The 18,702-nt window shown below is 41.5% G+C and carries 18 protein-coding genes; 10 read left to right on the top strand and 8 right to left on the bottom strand.

Annotation, left to right across the window (positions count from 1 at the left end; all coding sequences use genetic code 11):
• Positions 1-328: 328 nt before the first annotated feature.
• The 3 genes from dut to FTU79_RS12345 form a co-directional block, all read right to left on the bottom strand.
• The gene (dut, locus tag FTU79_RS12355) at positions 329-781 is read right to left on the bottom strand and encodes a dUTP diphosphatase (protein ID WP_111885270.1); all 453 of its coding nucleotides are present in this window, start codon (positions 779-781) and stop codon (positions 329-331) included.
• A gap of 64 nt (positions 782-845) precedes the next feature.
• Positions 846-2,885: a UvrD-helicase domain-containing protein gene (locus tag FTU79_RS12350; protein ID WP_067766191.1), complete on the bottom strand. Its 2,040-nt coding sequence runs from the start codon at positions 2,883-2,885 to the stop codon at positions 846-848.
• Positions 2,886-3,022: 137 nt separating this feature from the next.
• Positions 3,023-3,655 carry an OmpA family protein gene (locus FTU79_RS12345; RefSeq protein WP_180050359.1) on the bottom strand — a complete coding sequence of 211 codons (633 nt, stop codon included), beginning with the start codon at positions 3,653-3,655 and terminating at the stop codon, positions 3,023-3,025.
• A 247-nt stretch (positions 3,656-3,902) separates the two neighbouring features.
• Between FTU79_RS12345 and FTU79_RS12340 the strand changes: the two genes are divergently transcribed.
• The 6 genes from FTU79_RS12340 (at position 3,903) to FTU79_RS12315 (ending at position 8,480) form a co-directional block, all read left to right on the top strand.
• Positions 3,903-4,826 carry an acyltransferase gene (locus FTU79_RS12340; RefSeq protein WP_180050356.1) on the top strand — a complete coding sequence of 308 codons (924 nt, stop codon included), beginning with the start codon at positions 3,903-3,905 and terminating at the stop codon, positions 4,824-4,826.
• A 15-nt stretch (positions 4,827-4,841) separates the two neighbouring features.
• Entirely contained in the window at positions 4,842-5,906 is a 1,065-nt protein-coding gene (locus FTU79_RS12335) for a preprotein translocase subunit SecA (RefSeq protein WP_373683471.1), read from the top strand.
• Positions 5,907-6,031: 125 nt separating this feature from the next.
• Entirely contained in the window at positions 6,032-6,751 is a 720-nt protein-coding gene (gene minC, locus FTU79_RS12330; RefSeq protein WP_078193110.1) for a septum site-determining protein MinC, read from the top strand.
• 65 nt (positions 6,752-6,816) lie between these two features.
• The gene (gene minD / locus FTU79_RS12325; RefSeq protein WP_067670152.1) at positions 6,817-7,629 is read left to right on the top strand and encodes a septum site-determining protein MinD; all 813 of its coding nucleotides are present in this window, start codon (positions 6,817-6,819) and stop codon (positions 7,627-7,629) included.
• Between the two features lie 2 nt (positions 7,630-7,631).
• On the top strand, positions 7,632-7,904 hold the full coding sequence (gene minE, locus FTU79_RS12320; protein ID WP_078190039.1) for a cell division topological specificity factor MinE: 273 nt from the start codon (positions 7,632-7,634) through the stop codon (positions 7,902-7,904).
• 288 nt (positions 7,905-8,192) lie between these two features.
• Complete coding sequence (locus tag FTU79_RS12315) at positions 8,193-8,480, top strand: PA4642 family protein (protein ID WP_067766167.1); 288 nt, start codon at positions 8,193-8,195, stop codon at positions 8,478-8,480.
• 82 nt (positions 8,481-8,562) lie between these two features.
• Here the strand turns inward: FTU79_RS12315 and FTU79_RS12310 are convergent, their stop codons facing one another.
• Complete coding sequence (locus FTU79_RS12310; protein ID WP_180050353.1) at positions 8,563-9,465, bottom strand: AEC family transporter; 903 nt, start codon at positions 9,463-9,465, stop codon at positions 8,563-8,565.
• 104 nt (positions 9,466-9,569) lie between these two features.
• On the opposite strand from FTU79_RS12310, the gene FTU79_RS12305 reads away from it, so the two are divergent.
• A complete protein-coding gene (locus FTU79_RS12305; protein WP_168379094.1) occupies positions 9,570-10,466 on the top strand; it encodes a LysR family transcriptional regulator in 897 nt (298 codons plus the stop codon).
• Positions 10,467-10,507: 41 nt separating this feature from the next.
• Here FTU79_RS12305 and FTU79_RS12300 read toward each other — a convergent pair whose 3' ends face one another.
• Positions 10,508-13,621, bottom strand: coding sequence for a DNA translocase FtsK (locus FTU79_RS12300; protein ID WP_180050350.1), 3,114 nt, complete (start codon positions 13,619-13,621; stop codon positions 10,508-10,510).
• 253 nt (positions 13,622-13,874) lie between these two features.
• On the opposite strand from FTU79_RS12300, the gene trxB reads away from it, so the two are divergent.
• The 3 genes from trxB (at position 13,875) to FTU79_RS12285 (ending at position 16,507) form a co-directional block, all read left to right on the top strand.
• Complete coding sequence (gene trxB, locus FTU79_RS12295) at positions 13,875-14,828, top strand: thioredoxin-disulfide reductase (protein ID WP_180026552.1); 954 nt, start codon at positions 13,875-13,877, stop codon at positions 14,826-14,828.
• Between the two features lie 110 nt (positions 14,829-14,938).
• On the top strand, positions 14,939-15,670 hold the full coding sequence (gene aat / locus FTU79_RS12290; RefSeq protein ID WP_180050347.1) for a leucyl/phenylalanyl-tRNA--protein transferase: 732 nt from the start codon (positions 14,939-14,941) through the stop codon (positions 15,668-15,670).
• 21 nt (positions 15,671-15,691) lie between these two features.
• Positions 15,692-16,507 carry an arginyltransferase gene (locus tag FTU79_RS12285; protein WP_168379088.1) on the top strand — a complete coding sequence of 272 codons (816 nt, stop codon included), beginning with the start codon at positions 15,692-15,694 and terminating at the stop codon, positions 16,505-16,507.
• Between the two features lie 85 nt (positions 16,508-16,592).
• Here the strand turns inward: FTU79_RS12285 and rimI are convergent, their stop codons facing one another.
• From rimI to FTU79_RS12270, 3 genes are all read right to left on the bottom strand, one after another.
• The gene (gene rimI, locus FTU79_RS12280) at positions 16,593-17,051 is read right to left on the bottom strand and encodes a ribosomal protein S18-alanine N-acetyltransferase (RefSeq protein WP_180004229.1); all 459 of its coding nucleotides are present in this window, start codon (positions 17,049-17,051) and stop codon (positions 16,593-16,595) included.
• Between the two features lie 117 nt (positions 17,052-17,168).
• Positions 17,169-18,050, bottom strand: coding sequence for a metal-dependent hydrolase (locus FTU79_RS12275; RefSeq protein WP_180050344.1), 882 nt, complete (start codon positions 18,048-18,050; stop codon positions 17,169-17,171).
• Positions 18,051-18,266: 216 nt separating this feature from the next.
• Positions 18,267-18,702 (bottom strand): EF-Tu/IF-2/RF-3 family GTPase (locus FTU79_RS12270; RefSeq protein ID WP_257224283.1); only part of this gene is annotated, 436 nt, incomplete at its 5' end.

The raw sequence follows: 18,702 nt of genomic DNA, 5'->3' as shown, positions 1-18,702 counted from the left end.
TTCATCTATATTTATTTTACTTTTCAAACATTTTTAAACCCCTCTTCCACTCTGTACAAATATAGTAAATTGATTAAATTTAAATCAACAAACAAGGCTCAATTTATTCTTCTCTATTAAAATATAAACCGAGTAATTTCATCAGAATTAAATTTTTCGAGATAAGCCTATAAACGATATTGATAAAAGCCTAAACACTCTAAATATAGGTTTGATTTTTAATAAATTAAAATGATATAAATAAAAACCATCACGAGGATGGTTTTTATTAGCTACTTGATTGTAGGCATTTACTTGTCAACACACTGGATCAAAAGTCTTGCGCTGATTAGTTTTTACCTGTATGACCAAAACCGCCTGCTCCTCGTTCAGTGGCTTCAAACTCATCCACAATATCAAACTGAGCTTGTACAACTGGCACTAAAACATATTGTGCTAAACGCTCACCCGGCTCTAGGCTAAATGCCGTTTGGCTACGGTTCCAAACAGATACCATCAATTCACCTTGGTAGTCTGAGTCAATCAAACCGACCAAGTTACCCAACACGATTCCGTGTTTATGACCTAAGCCTGAACGTGGCAGAATTAAACCTGCAAAGTTAGTATCTTCGATATAAATCGATAGGCCTGTTTTTACCAGAACAGTTTGACCCGGTTCAATTACGGTGGTTTCTTCTACACATGCACGGAGATCAAGACCTGCCGAACCTGCTGTGGCATAAGTTGGCATTGGCCATTCCGTACCTAAACGTGTGTCGAGAACTTTAACTTGAACTTTCATGGTTCATTCCTGTTTCAATAAAACGAATTTCAAAAAATAAATAAAATATTCTACGCTTTAAGCTTTAACGCTTAATCAGCGCGCGTAAATTTTCTAAATAATGCTGTGCTTGCTGTTTAGGATCGATATCCCCTGCCAGCTTTTTCTTGCGGCCTAACCACTCCAATTCATCTTGTGGCAGTTCGTCCAAGAAACGGCTTGGTGTCATTTGTCGCATTTGACCACCGGCTTTACGTTGCTCTGCTAGAGTCATAGTTAAGCCTTGACGTGCACGAGTAATCCCCACGTACATCAAACGTCGTTCTTCCTCGACCGTGTCAGCAGCAATGGAGTTTTTATGCGGTAGAATTTCTTCTTCCAGACCAATCAAATAAACGAATGGAAATTCCAGACCTTTCGACGCATGAAGTGTTAACAAATTGACTTTATCGGTGTCTTCTTCTTCTTGTTGCTGTTCTAACATATCGAGCAGCACCATTTTACGAATCACACTTTCAATGTTCTTTTCATCTACATCTTCAGCGCGGTTTATCAAACTTTGAATACTGCTATATAGCACTTCAATATTATCCAGTTTGGTTTTTTCCTGCGCAGGAGTAGCTGCAGATTCTTTAACATAGTCGATATAACCTGCTTCAATCATCATGCGACGAATGATCGGAACAGGTTCATCATCTTCTAATAATTCACGAGTAAAGGTCGAAATAAAGTCCGCAAATTCGGCCAATTGGGTTGTGGCTTTTTTCGGAATCGCCATGCTTAAGCGCTGGTCACCTGCTGCACTGAGTAAGGATAAATTACTTTCCTGCGCAAATAAGCCAAGCTTTTCCAAAGTCACAGGACCAATCGCACGTTTTGGCGTATTGATAATTCGTAAAAATGCACTGTCATCTTCAGGGTTGATGATCAAACGTAAGTAGCTCATCAAGTCCTTAATTTCAGCACGAGCGAAGAAAGACTGACCACCCGATAATTTATACGGGATCTGCATTTGGCGTAGCTGTGTCTCTAGAGCACGCGCTTGGAAATTACCACGGTATAAAATGGCGTAGTCTTTCCAATTTTTACCGTTCATCAGCTTGTGCGTAATCAAGTCTTTTACCACGCGTTCTGATTCATCATCGTCATTACGACAAGTAATCACGCGGATTACTTCACCATGGCCTTTATCTGACCAAAGCTTTTTATCGAAAATATGTGGGTTATTGCCAATAACTGTATTGGCAGCTTTTAAAATACGACTGGTCGAGCGATAGTTTTGCTCAAGCTTAATGACTTTCAGATTACGGAAATCTTCGTTCAATAAAGCCATGTTCTCAGGCTTAGCACCACGCCATGCATAAATCGATTGGTCATCATCACCTACCGCGGTGAACTGCCCCATGACACCCACAAGCAATTTCACCAAAATATATTGCGCGGTGTTGGTATCTTGATATTCGTCGACCAATAAATAGCGGATTCGATTCTGCCAACGATCACGCACTTCTGCATTTTCTTGTAATAAGCGCGTCGGCATGACAATCAAATCATCAAAATCCACAGCATTGTAGGCACGTAAATTACGCTCATACAGTTGATACAGATGTGCAAACTGAACATCTTCTGCTGTTTCACAGGTGGTGTGCGCTTGCTCAGGTGGAATCAGATCGTTTTTCCAATCTGAAATCATTTTCATGGCTTTGGCAATCAGCTCTTTACTTTCTGCACCGGATAAATTGTCACGATGCATTAAGTCCATCAAAATGCGTTTGCAGTCATCTGCATCTAAAATTGAAAAGTTATTTTTCAGTGGTGTATTTTTTAATTCCAAACGGAGCATGTTTAGCCCGAAGTTATGGAAGGTAGAAACCGACAGCCCTTTTGCCTCTTCACGGCTCATCAGCTTCGTCACACGCTCTTTCATTTCTCGCGCGGCCTTATTGGTAAAGGTCATCGCGGTGATGCGGTGCGCAGGAATACCACAATGCTTCACCAAATAGGCAATTTTACGGGTAATCACCGATGTTTTGCCTGAACCTGCCCCTGCAAGTACTAACAAGGGTCCTTGAGTGTATTTCATTGCTTCAAGTTGCTTGTCGTTCAACTGACTTGCCAGTGACATAGTCTTTCCTCTTATTAATTCGAGGATGATTATAGTCATCTGAAACGATCTTGCCTAATGCAAAATGTATTTTATCGGTCATTAAAAATGCCATAAAAAAAGCCACCCGAGGGTGGCCTTTCGTTTCGAACTAAAACTTATTTAGTTTCGTAAACTGAGATTTCTACGCGACGGTTTTGTTCACGACCTGCAGCAGTTGAGTTATCCGCTACTGGAGAAGTTGAACCGTAACCACGTGCAGTAATACGAGTTGAAGAAATACCTTGAGACGCTAGGTAGTTTTTCACTGAGTTTGCACGGTTTTGAGAAAGTGGGTTGTTGATCGCATCAGTACCAGTGTTATCTGTGTGACCATGTACAACGATTGCAAGTTTGTTTGCAGTACCGTCTTCACGCAATACTTTAGCAACATCATTCAATGCAGATTGGAACCGAGATTGAATAGTTGAAGAGTTAGTTGCGAAAGTTACTGATGGCATAACAAGGTTGATCGAACCATCTGGATTACGACCTACGTCAACACCAGTACCAGCCAATTCTTGTTTAAGACGTTTTTCTTTCTTATCAAGAAGAAGACCTGCACCACCACCAACTACAGCACCAATTGCAGCTGCTTGACCCATTTTGTCTTTATCAGCATTAGAATAAGCAATACCAGCGCCTAAAAGAGCACCTAGACCAGTACCGATTGCTGCTTTGTCATATTCCATGTTTTGACAACCAGTAAGTGCCATTGCCCCAACTACTGCCGAAATTACTAGTGCACGCATTGCATGCCTCCTTCTTTGTGTTTTGTTGTATGGTTGAAATGATGAAGTAAAACAAATGGCTGAACCATTGATTTTTTGTTAATAATAAAACGTTTAGTTACAATTTGTAATATAAATACGAGATTTATTTGTTAATTCCATCACAATTTCTTCACAGTTCTGCAGATGCCCTTTTTTATTTAATCAACTCGAACTATATTTATTAGAATCAATCATTATTTGGACAATTTCCGCTAGGACTTTTTATATGTCATCTCAAACAAATAAGCAACCGACACTAAAAAAAATTAGCAAAGGACTTACCGTCGGTTCAGTTATGACAGGCAGTACTTTTTTCCATGGTCCTCCTGTACTAGCCCTTGGTCTAACCAAACTCTTTAAAAAATCAAAAAAGGTTGATGAAACCAACATAAAAATTACCAACAGTTGGCTCATGGTCAATAACTGGTTAATTGATCACGTTTTACCCAACACAAAATGGGATATCACCATCGATGAAGGCCTCGACTTAAATTTGCATGGTCGCTATCTCATGACCTGTAATCATCAGAGTTGGGTCGATACGACAGTCAACCAATATTTTGGTTTAACCCGTATGCCACTGACGCGTTTCTTTACCAAATGGGAACTCATTTTCATTCCATTTGTTGGTCAAGCTTTTAAAATTTTAGGCTTTCCAATGATGAAACGACACAGCAAAGAACAAATCGCGAAAAATCCTGAACTTAAATATCGAGATATGGAAGAAGCGCGTAAATCTTGTGAACAGTTATTGAGCCAGCCTTTTACCCTGCTGAACTATTTGGAAGGCACTCGCTTCACCCCTGAAAAACATGCGCAACAGCAATCACCGTATCAAAACCTTCTTAAGCCGAAAGCGGGTGGTTTAGCACTGGCACTCAATATTTTAGGGGATCAAGTTGATGCTCTCGTAGATATGACCATCGTCTATCCAAATGGTGCACCAGGTTATGGCGAATTTTGGCTAGGTGAAGTTCCACGTATCGCCGTGGATTTACGTAAAATTGAAATTCCAACGTGGGTGCATGGCGGCAACTATGAAGATGATGCAGAATTCCGTGAAAAATTTCAGCATTGGGTAGATGAGCTGTGGACGGAGAAAGACCAACTCATTACTCGTATGAAAGCTAAATACTCAGTTACTGAATAATTAAGAAGAAGTTTTATGTCGCAGAACAGCATGCCGCAAAACAAGAAATCTAAATATCATCATGTCAATCCAAACAGTTGGTCATTCAAACTGTTTTTGATTTATGACATATTCATGGTGTTTATTATTGTTTTTAACTTGTTCTGCCTGTGCATGAACTTTTTCCTCATGAGCAATCTTGGCAGTTGGTTCTTTAACAGTATCCACCTGCCCGATGTGCTGAGTTTTTACCGTGAACATTTACATCCATGGGTGATTACTACCGAAGCGTGGTTCATTATCTTTTTGATTGTAGAATTGTTGGTGCGCTGGGCGATTGCCATCATCAACAAGCACCATCAGCGCTGGTTCTTCTTCCCGTTTATACATTGGTACGAAATTTTAGCTATTGTGCCGCATTTACGTTTCCTGCGTTTATTTCGTGCGGGCATTATTGCTTATCGACTGTATGAAATGGGCTATCAAATCGTGCCTTCTGCATGGCAGAAAAAGGCATTGTTCTACTATCGAGTCGTGATGGAAGAACTGTCAGATCGTGTGGTACTTACCGTGTTAGATGGTGTTAAGCATGAGCTCAATACCAGTACAACCCATAAAGACCTAATTAGTAATCTTGTGCAGCATCACCGTGAGATGTTCACCCAAGTTTTAGCTGAGATTTTGCAAGAAAATTTAAGCAAAGAGCTACGTACTGAACGTGAATTGATCGCCAAAAATGTCGGACAAATCGTCAGTCAGGCCATCGAAGACACTCCAGAACTCACGCAGCTATTGCGCTTAGTGCCAATCGTTGGCAGCCGCATTGAACAGCAGATTCAAAGTATCGGGCAACGTTTAGGTGAAAATATTACCCAAGGTTTAATTTCCCCATTGGCTTATCCCAATACATCGACGGCTCAAAAACCCAATCTATATTTAGACATTTCACAGCGTGTTAGCCGTATTGAAATCGAAAATAATGTCCAGCTGGATGAGTTGGTTCGCTCTGCGGTTTTTGAAAGTCTAGAGGCTATTCGTAAGCAAGTGAAAGTAAAACAGTGGCAGCAGATTATGCAGGAACAGGACCAAGCTACAGAATAAACACTTAGTCAAAAATAATTGCGAACTCCGCTAGAGTATTCATGCAAATTGTTCTAGGATTTGCTCTATTTACAACATAACTACTTCGGCACAAAAGTAATAGTTAGAAGTCTCAAGGATTCAATATGGCTGATATACGGATAAAAGGCAAAATGGTCAATGCGATTCGCATTCACCTCGATACCAATGATCATGATGCGATCCGCCAGCAACTTACTCCAATGTTCCAAAAGGCTTTTCCACCCGGAACATTAGCCGTGATTGAAAGTACGGTTGATCAAGAACTAATTGCACTGATTCAACTACTTATTAGTATTGAAATTCAACCGATTGGTGTCACTGAAGGTCCGCTATCGGACCAAGCACGTGCTATCCAATTTCCCGTAGTTCCTGCGGATCGCAAACTACAACAAGTTAAACCGACACGCGAACAAGTGGTTGAAGAACCCGCGCCTGCAGAAGAAAAAACCGAAGATAAAATTGCTGCAGTCGAAGTACCGACCATTCGTCATGCTACGTCGTATCACAATGAAATCTTGCGTACAGGTCAATGTTTAGTCCAAGACCATGGCGATATCATTATTAATGCTGGTATTAATAGCGGTTCAGAAGTAATTGCTTCAGGAAATATACATATTTATGGTAGTGCTCGTGGTAGAGTCATTGCCGGAGCTGGTGGGAACACGGCTGCACGTATTTTCTGCCATTCATTAGAAGCTGAATTGGTTTCAATTGCAGGGACTTACTGTGTCGCTGATGACATTCCACCTCATGTGGTCAAACAGCCAGTACATATTTATTTGAATGACCAGCAAGAGCTAGTATTTGAAGCTTTGCAATTTTAATGTATAAATAATCACCAAACCCCTAATTAAAAAAGGGGATTTAAACCATAACAGGAGTGGATTCGGTGGCGAAAATTGTTGTCGTAACATCAGGTAAAGGTGGCGTAGGTAAAACAACTACAAGCGCATCTTTTGCAACAGGTTTAGCCCTTCGCGGCCACAAAACTGTTGTGATCGACTTTGATGTGGGTTTACGTAACCTTGACTTGATCATGGGCTGTGAACGCCGCGTTGTATATGACTTTGTAAACGTATTGAATAACGAAGCTCGATTACAACAAGCGCTTATTCGCGATAAAGATATTGAAAATCTCTACATTTTGCCAGCATCTCAAACACGTGATAAAGACGCGTTAACAGATGAAGGTGTAGCACGTGTGATGGACGAACTTTCTCAAGAGTTCGATTACATTATTTGTGACTCACCTGCGGGTATCGAACGTGGTGCAATTTTAGCAATGTATCATGCTGATGAAGCGATCATTGTGACGAACCCAGAAATTTCTTCGGTACGTGACTCTGACCGTATTATTGGTATGCTCGACAGCAAAACCAAAAAAGTAGAACAAAACGAAGGTCGTATCCGTAAGCATCTCTGTATTACACGTTTCAATCCAGAACGTGCGGATAAACAAGAGATGTTGACGATTGATGACATTTCAAAAGATATTTTACGCGTACCGACTTTAGGTGTTATTCCTGAATGTAAAAGCGTTCTACAAGCATCAAACGAAGGTAAACCAGTGATTCTGTTTACAGAAGAAGCGGCTGGCCAAGCGTATGATGACCTTGTTGCACGTTTCCTTGGTGAAGAGCGCCCTTACCGTCATATTACGGTAAAACCTAAGGGTTGGTTAGCACGTCTATTTGGAGCGTAATCATGGCAGGATTCTGGAGCAAACTTTTTAGCAGCGACGAGAAACCGTCAAGCGCACAAACGGCAAAAGACCGTTTAAAAGTCATCGTGGCATCTGAAAATGGTTTAGGTAAACGCCTTAGCCAAGACAAGATTGACATGATGAAAAAAGAAATCATGCAAGTGGTAAATCGCTATGTTCGTGGTGTAGATGAGCAACATATTCAAATGTCTGTTCGTTCTGAAGCGAATATTGAAATGCTTGAAATGAATATCAATTTGCCTGAAGAACGTTAATCTGAATTCTGATTAGCCAAGTAAATTGAATCAAGGCAAAATGTGAGGCTGGATCAGTAAAGCGTTGCTTTACCCAGCCGCAAGATGAGAAGCTTTGCTTCGAGTGGGCTGGATTAGTTTTATTCCTTTGTTAGATCAAAAGCTTTGCTTCGAGTAAACGGGATAAAAAAAATAACTTTTGATCCAACCATAAAATGAGTCGCTTAACTTAGAGATGGCGAATAAAACCATTTTACTTGCGTACTCATTTTTGCCTTTTTGTATTTTTAAACCAGCAAGGAGATTGCGATGGCATTATCTCAGCCAGCAACGTTCAACGAAGAATGGTCAGATGAGCGTGTATTTGCCTACCTTACTCAGCTTCCTCCTGAAGGAGTGAATGGCGACTTTCACGTGCTTTACCATGCTTTCAAACATATGCGTCCAAATGACTATGAGCGTCTTTTGACTCAATTCGTTGCCGATGGCCGTGATGTGAACGCAACTAATCCTGAAGGTCAGCGTATTCATGACGTGATTGCTCAATATCCACGTCAAAGCGCAGGTTTCCTCGAAGTATTGGCAAAATTTGCTTAATTTCGAGTACCGAAAAAAAAGCCCGCATGATGTGGGCTTTTTTTATCTTATTTAAAATCAGCGTGATAGTATTTCAGCATGATTAATGCACGATCAACATGAGCAATGGAAACATCAAGCCAAAACCAATGGTTTGTACACTAATAATGGCCGCCATCAGTTGTGAATCACCTTGATAATAGCGCGTTAAAATATAGGACGATGATGCAGTCGGCAAAGCAAAAAATACCACTAAAATTATCCGTTCAAAATCAGTTAAACAAAGACAACTACTTATCACATAAGCCAAACTCGGCATTAAAACTAATCGCCCAATCGTATTTAAACTCAGACGACGTACATCTGCACGCATCTGCTGAAACTGTAATGCCGCTCCCACAGACAATAAACCCAAAGGTAAACTCATTGCCGCCAATATTTTTAGCAGCTCGGGTAAACCATTAAATAAGGTGAGACCTGATAAATTAAATAGAACACCGACTACACAACCTAGAATGAGCGGATTTTTCGCGATAGAAATACAGGTTTGTCCAAGCTGTTTAACGCTGATATTGGAAAAAGACAGGACAGAAATGATATTCACCAAAGGAACAGCCACAGCAATCAACATCGCAAACATTTGCATGCCTTCTGAGCCAAACAGCGCCCCCATTAATGACAAGCCAATATAGGTATTAAAACGGATATGACTTTGGATATACACGCCAAAACGCTGCACGGGAATATGCATAAACTGCTTGATCCCCCACAACACGATGCTGATCAAACAGGTGCCCGCAACCAGTACTGTCAACATTCGTGAAACAGTGTTCATATCCAATTGCACGGCTGATACATTCAAAAAAAGCAGCACAGGAAATAAAACGTAGTAATTGAGTTTTTCTGAATTTGCCCAGAATTCATCCTGAACAAACTGTGTGTATTTAAGCACATAGCCCATTGCGATTAATGCAACGAGGGGAAACAATGCGACGACGATATTCATGCTATACGCCTTGAAATAAACAAGCTATTTCATCTTTAACCATTTATGTAGCACAATATAATCCTCATCTAGACTCATAACAAAATGAGCAATTACTCATGGCAATGACATTTTCTCAGCTTGAAATTTTTATTAAAGTCGCAGAACAACAAAGCTTTACTCTCGCTGCTCGGCAACTGGGAATTACTCAGTCGGCTGTCTCTCATGCCTTAAAGTGTTTAGAGCAACATTGGAATGTCAGCTTATTTAGCCGTGAGCAAGGCGAAATAAGCCTGACCCACATCGGTCAGCAGTTATTGCTACATGCCAAAGAAGTCATCAATACCGCACAAATCATGCAGCAAGAAGTGCATGCCGCACATGGTATTCAACAAGGAACGCTGAGAATTGGTTCGTTTGGTTCTTCTAGTTCGATTCATCTGCTTCCAGAGCTGCTCAAAGCGTATCGGGAGCGCTATCCGCATATTGAAATCTATGTCGAAGAAGGTACCGATGCAGAAGTGTCACGTTGGATTTCTGAACGTCAGATTGATGTTGGTTTTGCTGTACTCCCTAAGCCGCAGCTGTTCACTTTCCCCCTAATTCAAGACATTTTCATTGCCTTGATTCCAGATAGTTATTCAGTTTCCAAACACAGTCATTTAAATATCCAAGACCTGCAAAACTACCCCTTTATTATGACCCGTGCAGGCAGCCAGTCCCATGTGGAAAAACTGCTTAAACAACACCACATACAACCTAAAATCACCTATCAAATGTCGCAACTGCTAACCATTTTAAACATGGTGAATTTACAGGAAGGGATTGCTATTGTTGCGGATATGGCGATGCCTACTGAGCTGTTGGCGCTACATCCACATGTGGTTAAACGTCCACTCTTTCCAAATACCCAACGGCAGATTGGACTCGCCGTAAAAAATCAAAAACTCATGAGCCCTGCCTGCAAAGCTTTTATCGAATTGGCCCAGTCCATGTTCTACCAAGATGAGTTCTCAATCTAAAAATAAAAAAACCTGCCGAAGCAGGTTTTTTATTTTAGGACTTAGACCAAAATATCTCGTTTACCATTTGGCCCCATCCCACTGACGATGCCATTTTCTTCCATCTGATCAATAATCCGTGCAGCACGGTTATAGCCGAGACTGAATTTACGCTGTAAAGATGACGTCGATGCTTTACGTGTTTCTAAAACGAAACTAACACATTGATCATACAACGCATCACGGTCTGATCCGCCATCACCATCTTCAAAACCGCGAGATGTCGGCTCTTCATCATAAGGCGTGAGGATTTCATCGACATAATTCGGTTCACCGCGCTCACGCCATGCATCACAAATACGGTTCACTTCATCGTCTGAAATAAACGCGCCATGTACTCGTTCAGGTTCAATTTTACCCGGTCCGAGGAACAACATATCACCATGACCCAGTAAGTCTTCCGCACCACCAGCATCTAAGATAGTACGTGAATCCAGTTTACTGTTCACACGTAGCGCAGCACGGGTTGGAATATTGGCTTTGATCAAACCCGTCACCACATCTACGGTTGGACGCTGTGTCGCCAACAGCAAATGAATCCCTGCTGCACGTGATTTTTGTGCAAGACGGGTAATCATTTCTTCGGCTTTTTTACCCACTTGCATGATCATGTCAGCAAATTCGTCGGCAACAATTACGATCAACGGCATTGGCTGTAAACGTGGCGCACGACTTTGGGTTGCAGAGTCATCTGGCTTCCAAGTTGGATCAATCAGATCTTCACCATTGGCCATTGCTTCTTCAATTTTACGGTTAAAGTCAGTCAGCTTACGCACTTTCATCAAGGACATCAGCTTATAACGACGCTCCATTTCATTGACACACCAGTTCAATGCACTCACCGCATCTTTCATGTCGGTTACAACAGGCGTTAATAAATGTGGAATATCGTTATAGTTGGCAAGTTCCAACTGTTTCGGGTCAATCATGATGAGTCGCAGTTGCTCAGGTGTGTATTTCAACAACATCGATAGCAACATGGCATTGACTGCGACTGACTTACCAGAACCTGTAGTACCTGCCACCAACATATGCGGCGCTTTCGCCAAATCGGCCAAGACAGGATTACCCGAAATATCTTTACCCATCGCCATACTAAGTAAGGCATTTGGATCACGGTATGCCGGCGTTTCTAACAGCTCAATAAGACGAACCATTTCACGTGAACTATTTGGGACTTCAATCCCGATATACGGTTTACCCGGAATAACTTCCACCACACGTACAGAAGCCATAGACATCGAACGCGCCAAGTCACGTGAAATATTGGTGACTTTAGACGCTTTCACACCAGGTGCCAAGTCAAGTTCAAAACGTGTTACGACTGGTCCCGGCTGTGCCTCTACAACTTTGGCTTTGACATTAAACTCTTGCAGTTTAATTTCTAAAAGTTCAGACAAGCGAGATAATTGCTCTGCAGTGAAATTGACTTTCTTGTTCGGATCTACAGGATCTAAGATTTCCAAGCCCGGCAAAGTCGGTAAATCCAAGCGTTTTTGTGCCACTTGCATCGCACGTGACATTGGACGACCAGAAGCATCAGTTAAAGGCGCATCAAAGTCAAAATCATCTTCGAGATCTAAATCGATGTCTTCAGGTTTACCCGCCGTTTCTTGCCACACTTCACGGAAAGCATCTTTATTCGAGCTGATTAAGGCTTTTTCATCATCAGATACAAAAGTCTGCGGCTGCGTATTGATTTCAGCACGAACCAAAGGCGTAGATTGCGCATAACTACTGGTTGTACGAACCGGCTGCGCCTGTTCTATCGCTCGCTCTGCTTTTTCAACCAGCAAATCATCAAGATCATTAAATTCGGTTTCAGCACTGATATTTTTCGATGTGGTCAGCGGTGTAATCTGTGCAGCAGCTACACCTAAACCTGCAACTGTGGCAGCAGCACCTGTAGCAAATTCATTTGAATGCGTTGTTGGACTTTCATTTTGCGCTGTATTAAATGGGCTATGCACATCCGTCGCTGTTTTACTATTCGGGACAGCCGCTAACAGCTCATCGAAGATTTCATCATCATCCCAATCCACTGATTTTTTAGCAGGTTGCACCGCTTCTGTCGGAGAATTCGAATGCACATCCGCTGCTTTGTTGAAATATTCAGTTTGATTGGCAGGCTGCTCTTCTTCTGCCGCTTTCAGTAAAGCATCAATATCTTGTTTATGACGTTGGTCATCATTTGAATGCAAGGCACGCCAAACCTCTCCCGTCGCAACAACACGTTTTTGATCTTGATCAAGCTGACGAACTTTCGCCAAAGTATGTTCAAAATCTTCATCGGATGGTGTAGCAGTCTCCGGCGAATTTACCGTAGATAAATGCTGTGCGTTCCATTCTTTGTCTGCACATTCTTTATCAGCAATATCATCAAATAAACGTTCAGCGACGCGATCACGTACCACAGGATCGACATCGACCGCATGATGTTCATCGGCTGGTGTTACTGGTGCAACCACTTTTGATGCATGCGCAGCAGCACTCTCTTTTTTAGTCGTTGGCACTGTACGGTCAAAAGCGGTATCGCCTTCAGGGACATTACGATAGAACAAATCTTGCAGATAAGCTGGTGTGGATTTCATGGTTGCCCATGTCTTATTCCACTTAATGCCAAAGGCCAAAGTGAACAACATGATCCAAAATGCAATAAGAAATATTGCTGCACCATAGACCGTTAATATTTGTTCAAGACTTTGACCCAGTTCATAGCCAATGATCCCGCCCGATGCATTTTCTAAAGTATCTTCAGGGACATTCCAAAACAGGAAAAGTAAACTTGAAGTTGCCAGTAAAATAAAGAACTGAGCGGCATAGCGAAATGGACGGTTTAGAAAACTACGTGGCCACCACACTTGAATTGCTTCGAGAAATAAATAGACAGGTATCAGCAGACTTGCCCAACCTAAAAATCCATAGAGTAAGTCAGCTATCCATGCACCTGCGACGCCGCTGGCATTTGAAACTTGCTGAGTATCACTGGATAAATGCATCCATCCCGGATCAAATGGCGTATATGTGACTGTTGCAAGGAACAGATATATCCCAAATGAAACAAGGAATAATGTCATTATTAAGCGCTGTGCATATGCACCCGACACCGCTGTCATATACGTTCCTGTAACCAATTCTTCATGAATGTTTTTGTCATTACCCACAACAAAAATGGGCTGAATCTAAACCTGTTATTATGCACCTGTTCAATAAAAAAGATGCAAGATAATTTAAGTATAGTTGTTAACTTTATTCTATATAGCTCAAAACGATTTCGATGATCAATAATATCGACTTTAATCTCACACAATCGTTTCAAACTTTGACGTATAATTCCACAAATTATCATATAAAAAAAGGATTCTACGGATGAGCGCTCGTCACTCACGTCTAATTATTTTAGGTTCTGGTCCTGCAGGTTATAGCGCTGCGGTATACGCTGCCCGTGCAAACCTGAAACCGACACTCATCGCAGGTATTCAATTAGGCGGTCAATTGACTACAACGACAGAAGTAGACAACTGGCCAGGTGGTGCAGAAGGTTTAACAGGCCCTGCCCTAATGGAACAAATGCAAGCGCATGCTGAACGTTTTGGCACAGAAATTGTGTATGACCATATCAACGAAGTAGATCTCAATGTTCGTCCGTTCGTGCTTAAAGGCGATATGGAAGAGTTTACTTGTGATGCATTGATTATTTGTACAGGTGCAACTGCACAATATTTAGGTCTTGAATCAGAAGCTGCTTTCATGGGTCAAGGCGTGAGTGCATGTGCAACATGTGACGGGTTCTTCTACAAAAACCAAAAAGTTATGGTTGTCGGCGGCGGTAATACTGCTGTGGAAGAAGCGCTGTATCTTTCAAACATTGCTTCTCATGTCACTCTTGTACACCGTCGTGACACTTTACGTTCAGAGAAAATTCTGCAAGATCATCTTTTTGCAAAAGAAAAAGAAGGTAAAATCAGTATTATTTGGAATCACCAAGTGGATGAAGTCATTGGCGATAACACCGGTGTGACTTCTGTACGTATTAAATCTACGCTAGATGATTCAACTCAAAATGTTGATGTCACTGGAATGTTTGTGGCGATTGGTCACAAACCAAACAGCGGTATTTTTGATGGTCAATTGAACCTACGTGATGGCTACATCCAAGTTCAAAGCGGAACTGCGGGTAATGCAACACAAACGTCTATTCCGGGTGTATTTGCTGCGGGTGATATTGCCGACAGCATTTACCGTCAAGCCATTACTTCTGCAGGTTCAGGCTGTATGGCTGCACTCGATGCTGAAAAATACCTTGATGCACTCGGTGAATAATCTTTTGCTTAAGTCATTTGCTTAGCTAAACAGTTTTAAAAATTAGCCGACCTGATGGTCGGCTTTTTTATGTATGATAAAAATCCGTGTAACTCAATAAGAAGCTTGGCATGCCGATACTCCCTCCTTCTGAATTTACTTTCCCCGATCCAGCTGAATGCGATCCTGATGGTGAAGGCTTAATTTGCATCGGTGCTGACCTCTCTCCTTCTACATTGTTTGAAGCCTATAGCCATGGTCTTTTCCCGTGGTTTAGTGAAGGTGATCCGATTTGCTGGTGGTGTCCTGAACCCCGCTGCATTATTCGACCGCAGGACTATCATCCAAGCAAATCGTTATTACGCAGCATGAAAAAAATGGACTATAAGATCACCATTAATCATGCGTTTGAAACTGTGATTCGCTCATGTTCTTTGCCGCGTAGTTATGCCAATGAAACATGGATTTCAGAAGATATTATTCAGGGATATTCTGCGCTGTTTGACGCAGGCTATGCTTATAGCATTGAAGTTTGGGAAAACGAGACTGTTGTAGGTGGCCTCTATGGGGTCAATATTGGTCATGGCTGCTTTGGCGAGTCTATGTTTAGTACACGAACAGATGTCTCTAAAATGGCGTTTTACACCTTAATGCTCATCGGGCAAGAGAATCAGTTGCCATGGATTGATTGCCAATTGGTCAACGATCACCTCTTAAGCTTAGGTGCGAGTACACTTTCTCGCCAACAATACCTTAATTCGTTACAAGATGTTGTTAAACAACCCTCTATCGATTGGAAAAAGTATCAGGACAGTGTATTTTCAAGTAAAACAATAGCGCAATGGGCAAGTCTCAGCGCATGACAATAAAAGAGGGATATTACGATGAATTCCTATCAACCGAAGTCCCTGTTGAACGAATTACAGTACTACATCACGCCTCCGCATGATTGTAGCTACTTAGAAAATAAATCTGCCCGGATGGTCTTTCTTGACCCTGTCCATCGTATTGATGTGGTCACGTTATCTGAACTTTCCCGCATGGGTTTTCGTCGTAGTGGTGATTTTGTCTATCGCCCTGAATGTCATCTTTGTCGCCAATGTCTGTCCTCGCGTGTGCCTGTTCTTGAATTTCAAATGAACAGCGTGCAAAAAAAAGCGTGGAAACGGAATCAAGATTTAACGGTGAAAATTAGCCGCCCTCAAGATGCCGATGCAAAGCATTATGCCCTGTACGAACGCTATATCAATGAACGGCATGCTGATGGTGATATGTACCCACCCAGCCAAGATCAATTTGAAAAATTTTTAATCAATAGCTGCACTGACAGTTTCTTTTTAGAGCTGTGGTTGGATGAGCAACTGATCAGTGTATCTACCTGTGATCCACTCGATGATGGTATTTCAGCGGTATATACCTTTTTTGATCCTGATGAAAGCCGTCGCTCATTAGGTACTTTTGCCATTCTGAAACAAATCGAGCATGCACAAAAGCTTGGACTGCAATATGTCTACTTGGGCTATTGGGTGCCCGATTCGCAAAAAATGAATTATAAATCTCAGTACATTCCACTGGAACTTCTGCTTGATGGACAATGGCGTCGACTCAATCGACCACTGACCCAAGAAGAAATTAGCCAACTGGGGGATTCCCTGATGACCACCTTACCTTCAGGTTGGAATAATCCTATTATTAAATAAAAGGGATCAAACAAAAGATCTTCAATAAAAAAGCATTCGTTTATTCACGAATGCTTTCTTTAAATCTGATGACGCTTCACCGCTTTTATTTAAATAAAGCTGCAAAATCATCAATACAAGCCTTCACCATAATAATGGCGTGCTCACGAGTTCCATCGGCATTTGGATAATAATTCTTTCGCAAATCGATTTGATGAAAATCCGCTTTTTCATATAAACGGATCGCTGGTTGATTACCTTCTCGCACTTCTAAGAAGATTTGAATGGGGTTATTTTTGAGTAAGGCAATAGATTCATCGAGTAATTGAAAACCTAATCCTTTGCCTTGCTGGCTCGGATCGATCGCCATTAACAATAAATTTGCTTCATCTAAAACGGGTTGTAAAATGCAAAAACCTACAACTTTTCCTTGTCGCTCAATCACCGTACTTTGATAGGCAGCAATCGATTCTTGAAATTGTTTTAAGGTCCAAGGATGGCTTTGTACGCGGCGCTCGATATCGTAAACCTGCTGTACATCAGCGTCTTGCATCAAACGAATCATCTTCGTTTATCTTTCTATGGCTAGGGTATGCGCATTATAAAAAGTTTGTCTCTAAAGTTGAATAAAAAAAAGAGCGATTTACATCGCCCTTCTCAAAAAGTCACCACAGCGCTGTGATTAGAGACCCAAATAAGCTTTCCACGTTTTTAACAAACCTGAAGTATCTAAATCATTCGGGTGAAAACCAGGTTTAAAATACATCAGCATTTCTTTACCCATACCAGTGATGATGCCTTTTGAAGGGCTATAACCATAGGTATAAATATCTTTTAATGCTTCAAAATTAAGCTTGTTATCTTCTTTTAATAAACGAGCAACAAAGTAGCTTTGTACGAAGAATAAAGTCACCATTGCGCCAATCAATGAACCTGTACGGAGTGCGTAGGCCTTAATTCCCTGACCAAAGACACCTTCAAAAACATCATAAGCCACGGCTTTATGTTCATTTTCTTCAATCGCATGCCACAACCACATATTTTTCATGGTTTCATCTGTCATTAAAACTTGAATATGTGGGTTAACCAATAACTGTGAAGCAATCGTTGCAGTGAAATGCTCAAGTGCCGTAGTTGCGGTTAGATCCACCATTTCTTGAGTAATGCCAACAGGTTTACCAATACGTGCAAAGACTTTGCGCACACCTTGGATAACACGACCCGTTGCCTTATCAAGTGTTTCGACATCATGACCGTATTTTTGTGCAGAAGCATTAAAACCCTCATGCTCTTGCGTATGCATCGCTTCTTGACCAATGAAAGCACTAATTTCTTTTTGTAGGGCTTCATTATTTGCGATTGCTGGGTGTTTACGTACGGCACGCACACTATCAATAAAGAACATTTCACCCGCTGGAAATAAAGCAGATAATGCGGTCATAAAATGTGTCAAACCTGCTGAGCCATTCATCCAGTACTCTGGTACCGCATCAAAATCAAAATTCATGCGACGTACAGGGAAACTTGCACCTGCTCGATTAGTAATCTTTACTTTAGCGTTCATGCCTAACTCCTTTTTGAGTTATGAAATACTCAAACTTTTATTGGTTTTCTTGAGTTCATATTACGGTTTTATTGACGCGTAATTATTTCAGTTAAGGACAGTGAATTATCACTAAAGGACAGCTTTAAAAAATATTGTCAGACAATTTCCCTATCACATTGAATAAGCATAAAAAAAAGCGCCTCAAAGAGGCGCTTTTTTACACACATTTAGTGATTATGCAGTTACTTTAGAAACTACACCCGCACCAACTGTACGACCACCTTCACGGATCGCGAAGCGTAAGCCAGCGTCCATTGCGATTGGGTGGATTAATTCTACTGACATTTCTACGTTGTCACCAGGCATAACCATTTCAACGCCTTCTTTAAGCGCGATCGCACCAGTTACGTCAGTTGTACGGAAGTAGAACTGTGGACGGTAACCGTTAAGGAATGGAGTATGACGGCCACCTTCGTCTTTAGAAAGTACGTATACTTCTGCGTCGAATTTAGTATGCGGTTTGATTGTACCTGGTTTAGCAAGTACTTGACCACGTTGAACGTCTTCACGTTTAGTACCACGTAGAAGAACACCACAGTTCTCGCCCGCACGACCTTCGTCAAGAAGTTTACGGAACATTTCTACGCCAGTTACAGTTGTTTTAACTGTA

The sequence above is a fragment of the Acinetobacter sp. YH12144 genome (assembly GCF_013418345.1).
Classification (GTDB): domain Bacteria; phylum Pseudomonadota; class Gammaproteobacteria; order Pseudomonadales; family Moraxellaceae; genus Acinetobacter; species Acinetobacter amyesii.
Note: the sequence above shows the minus strand (reverse complement) of the source record. Positions and strands in the feature narration are given on the sequence as shown.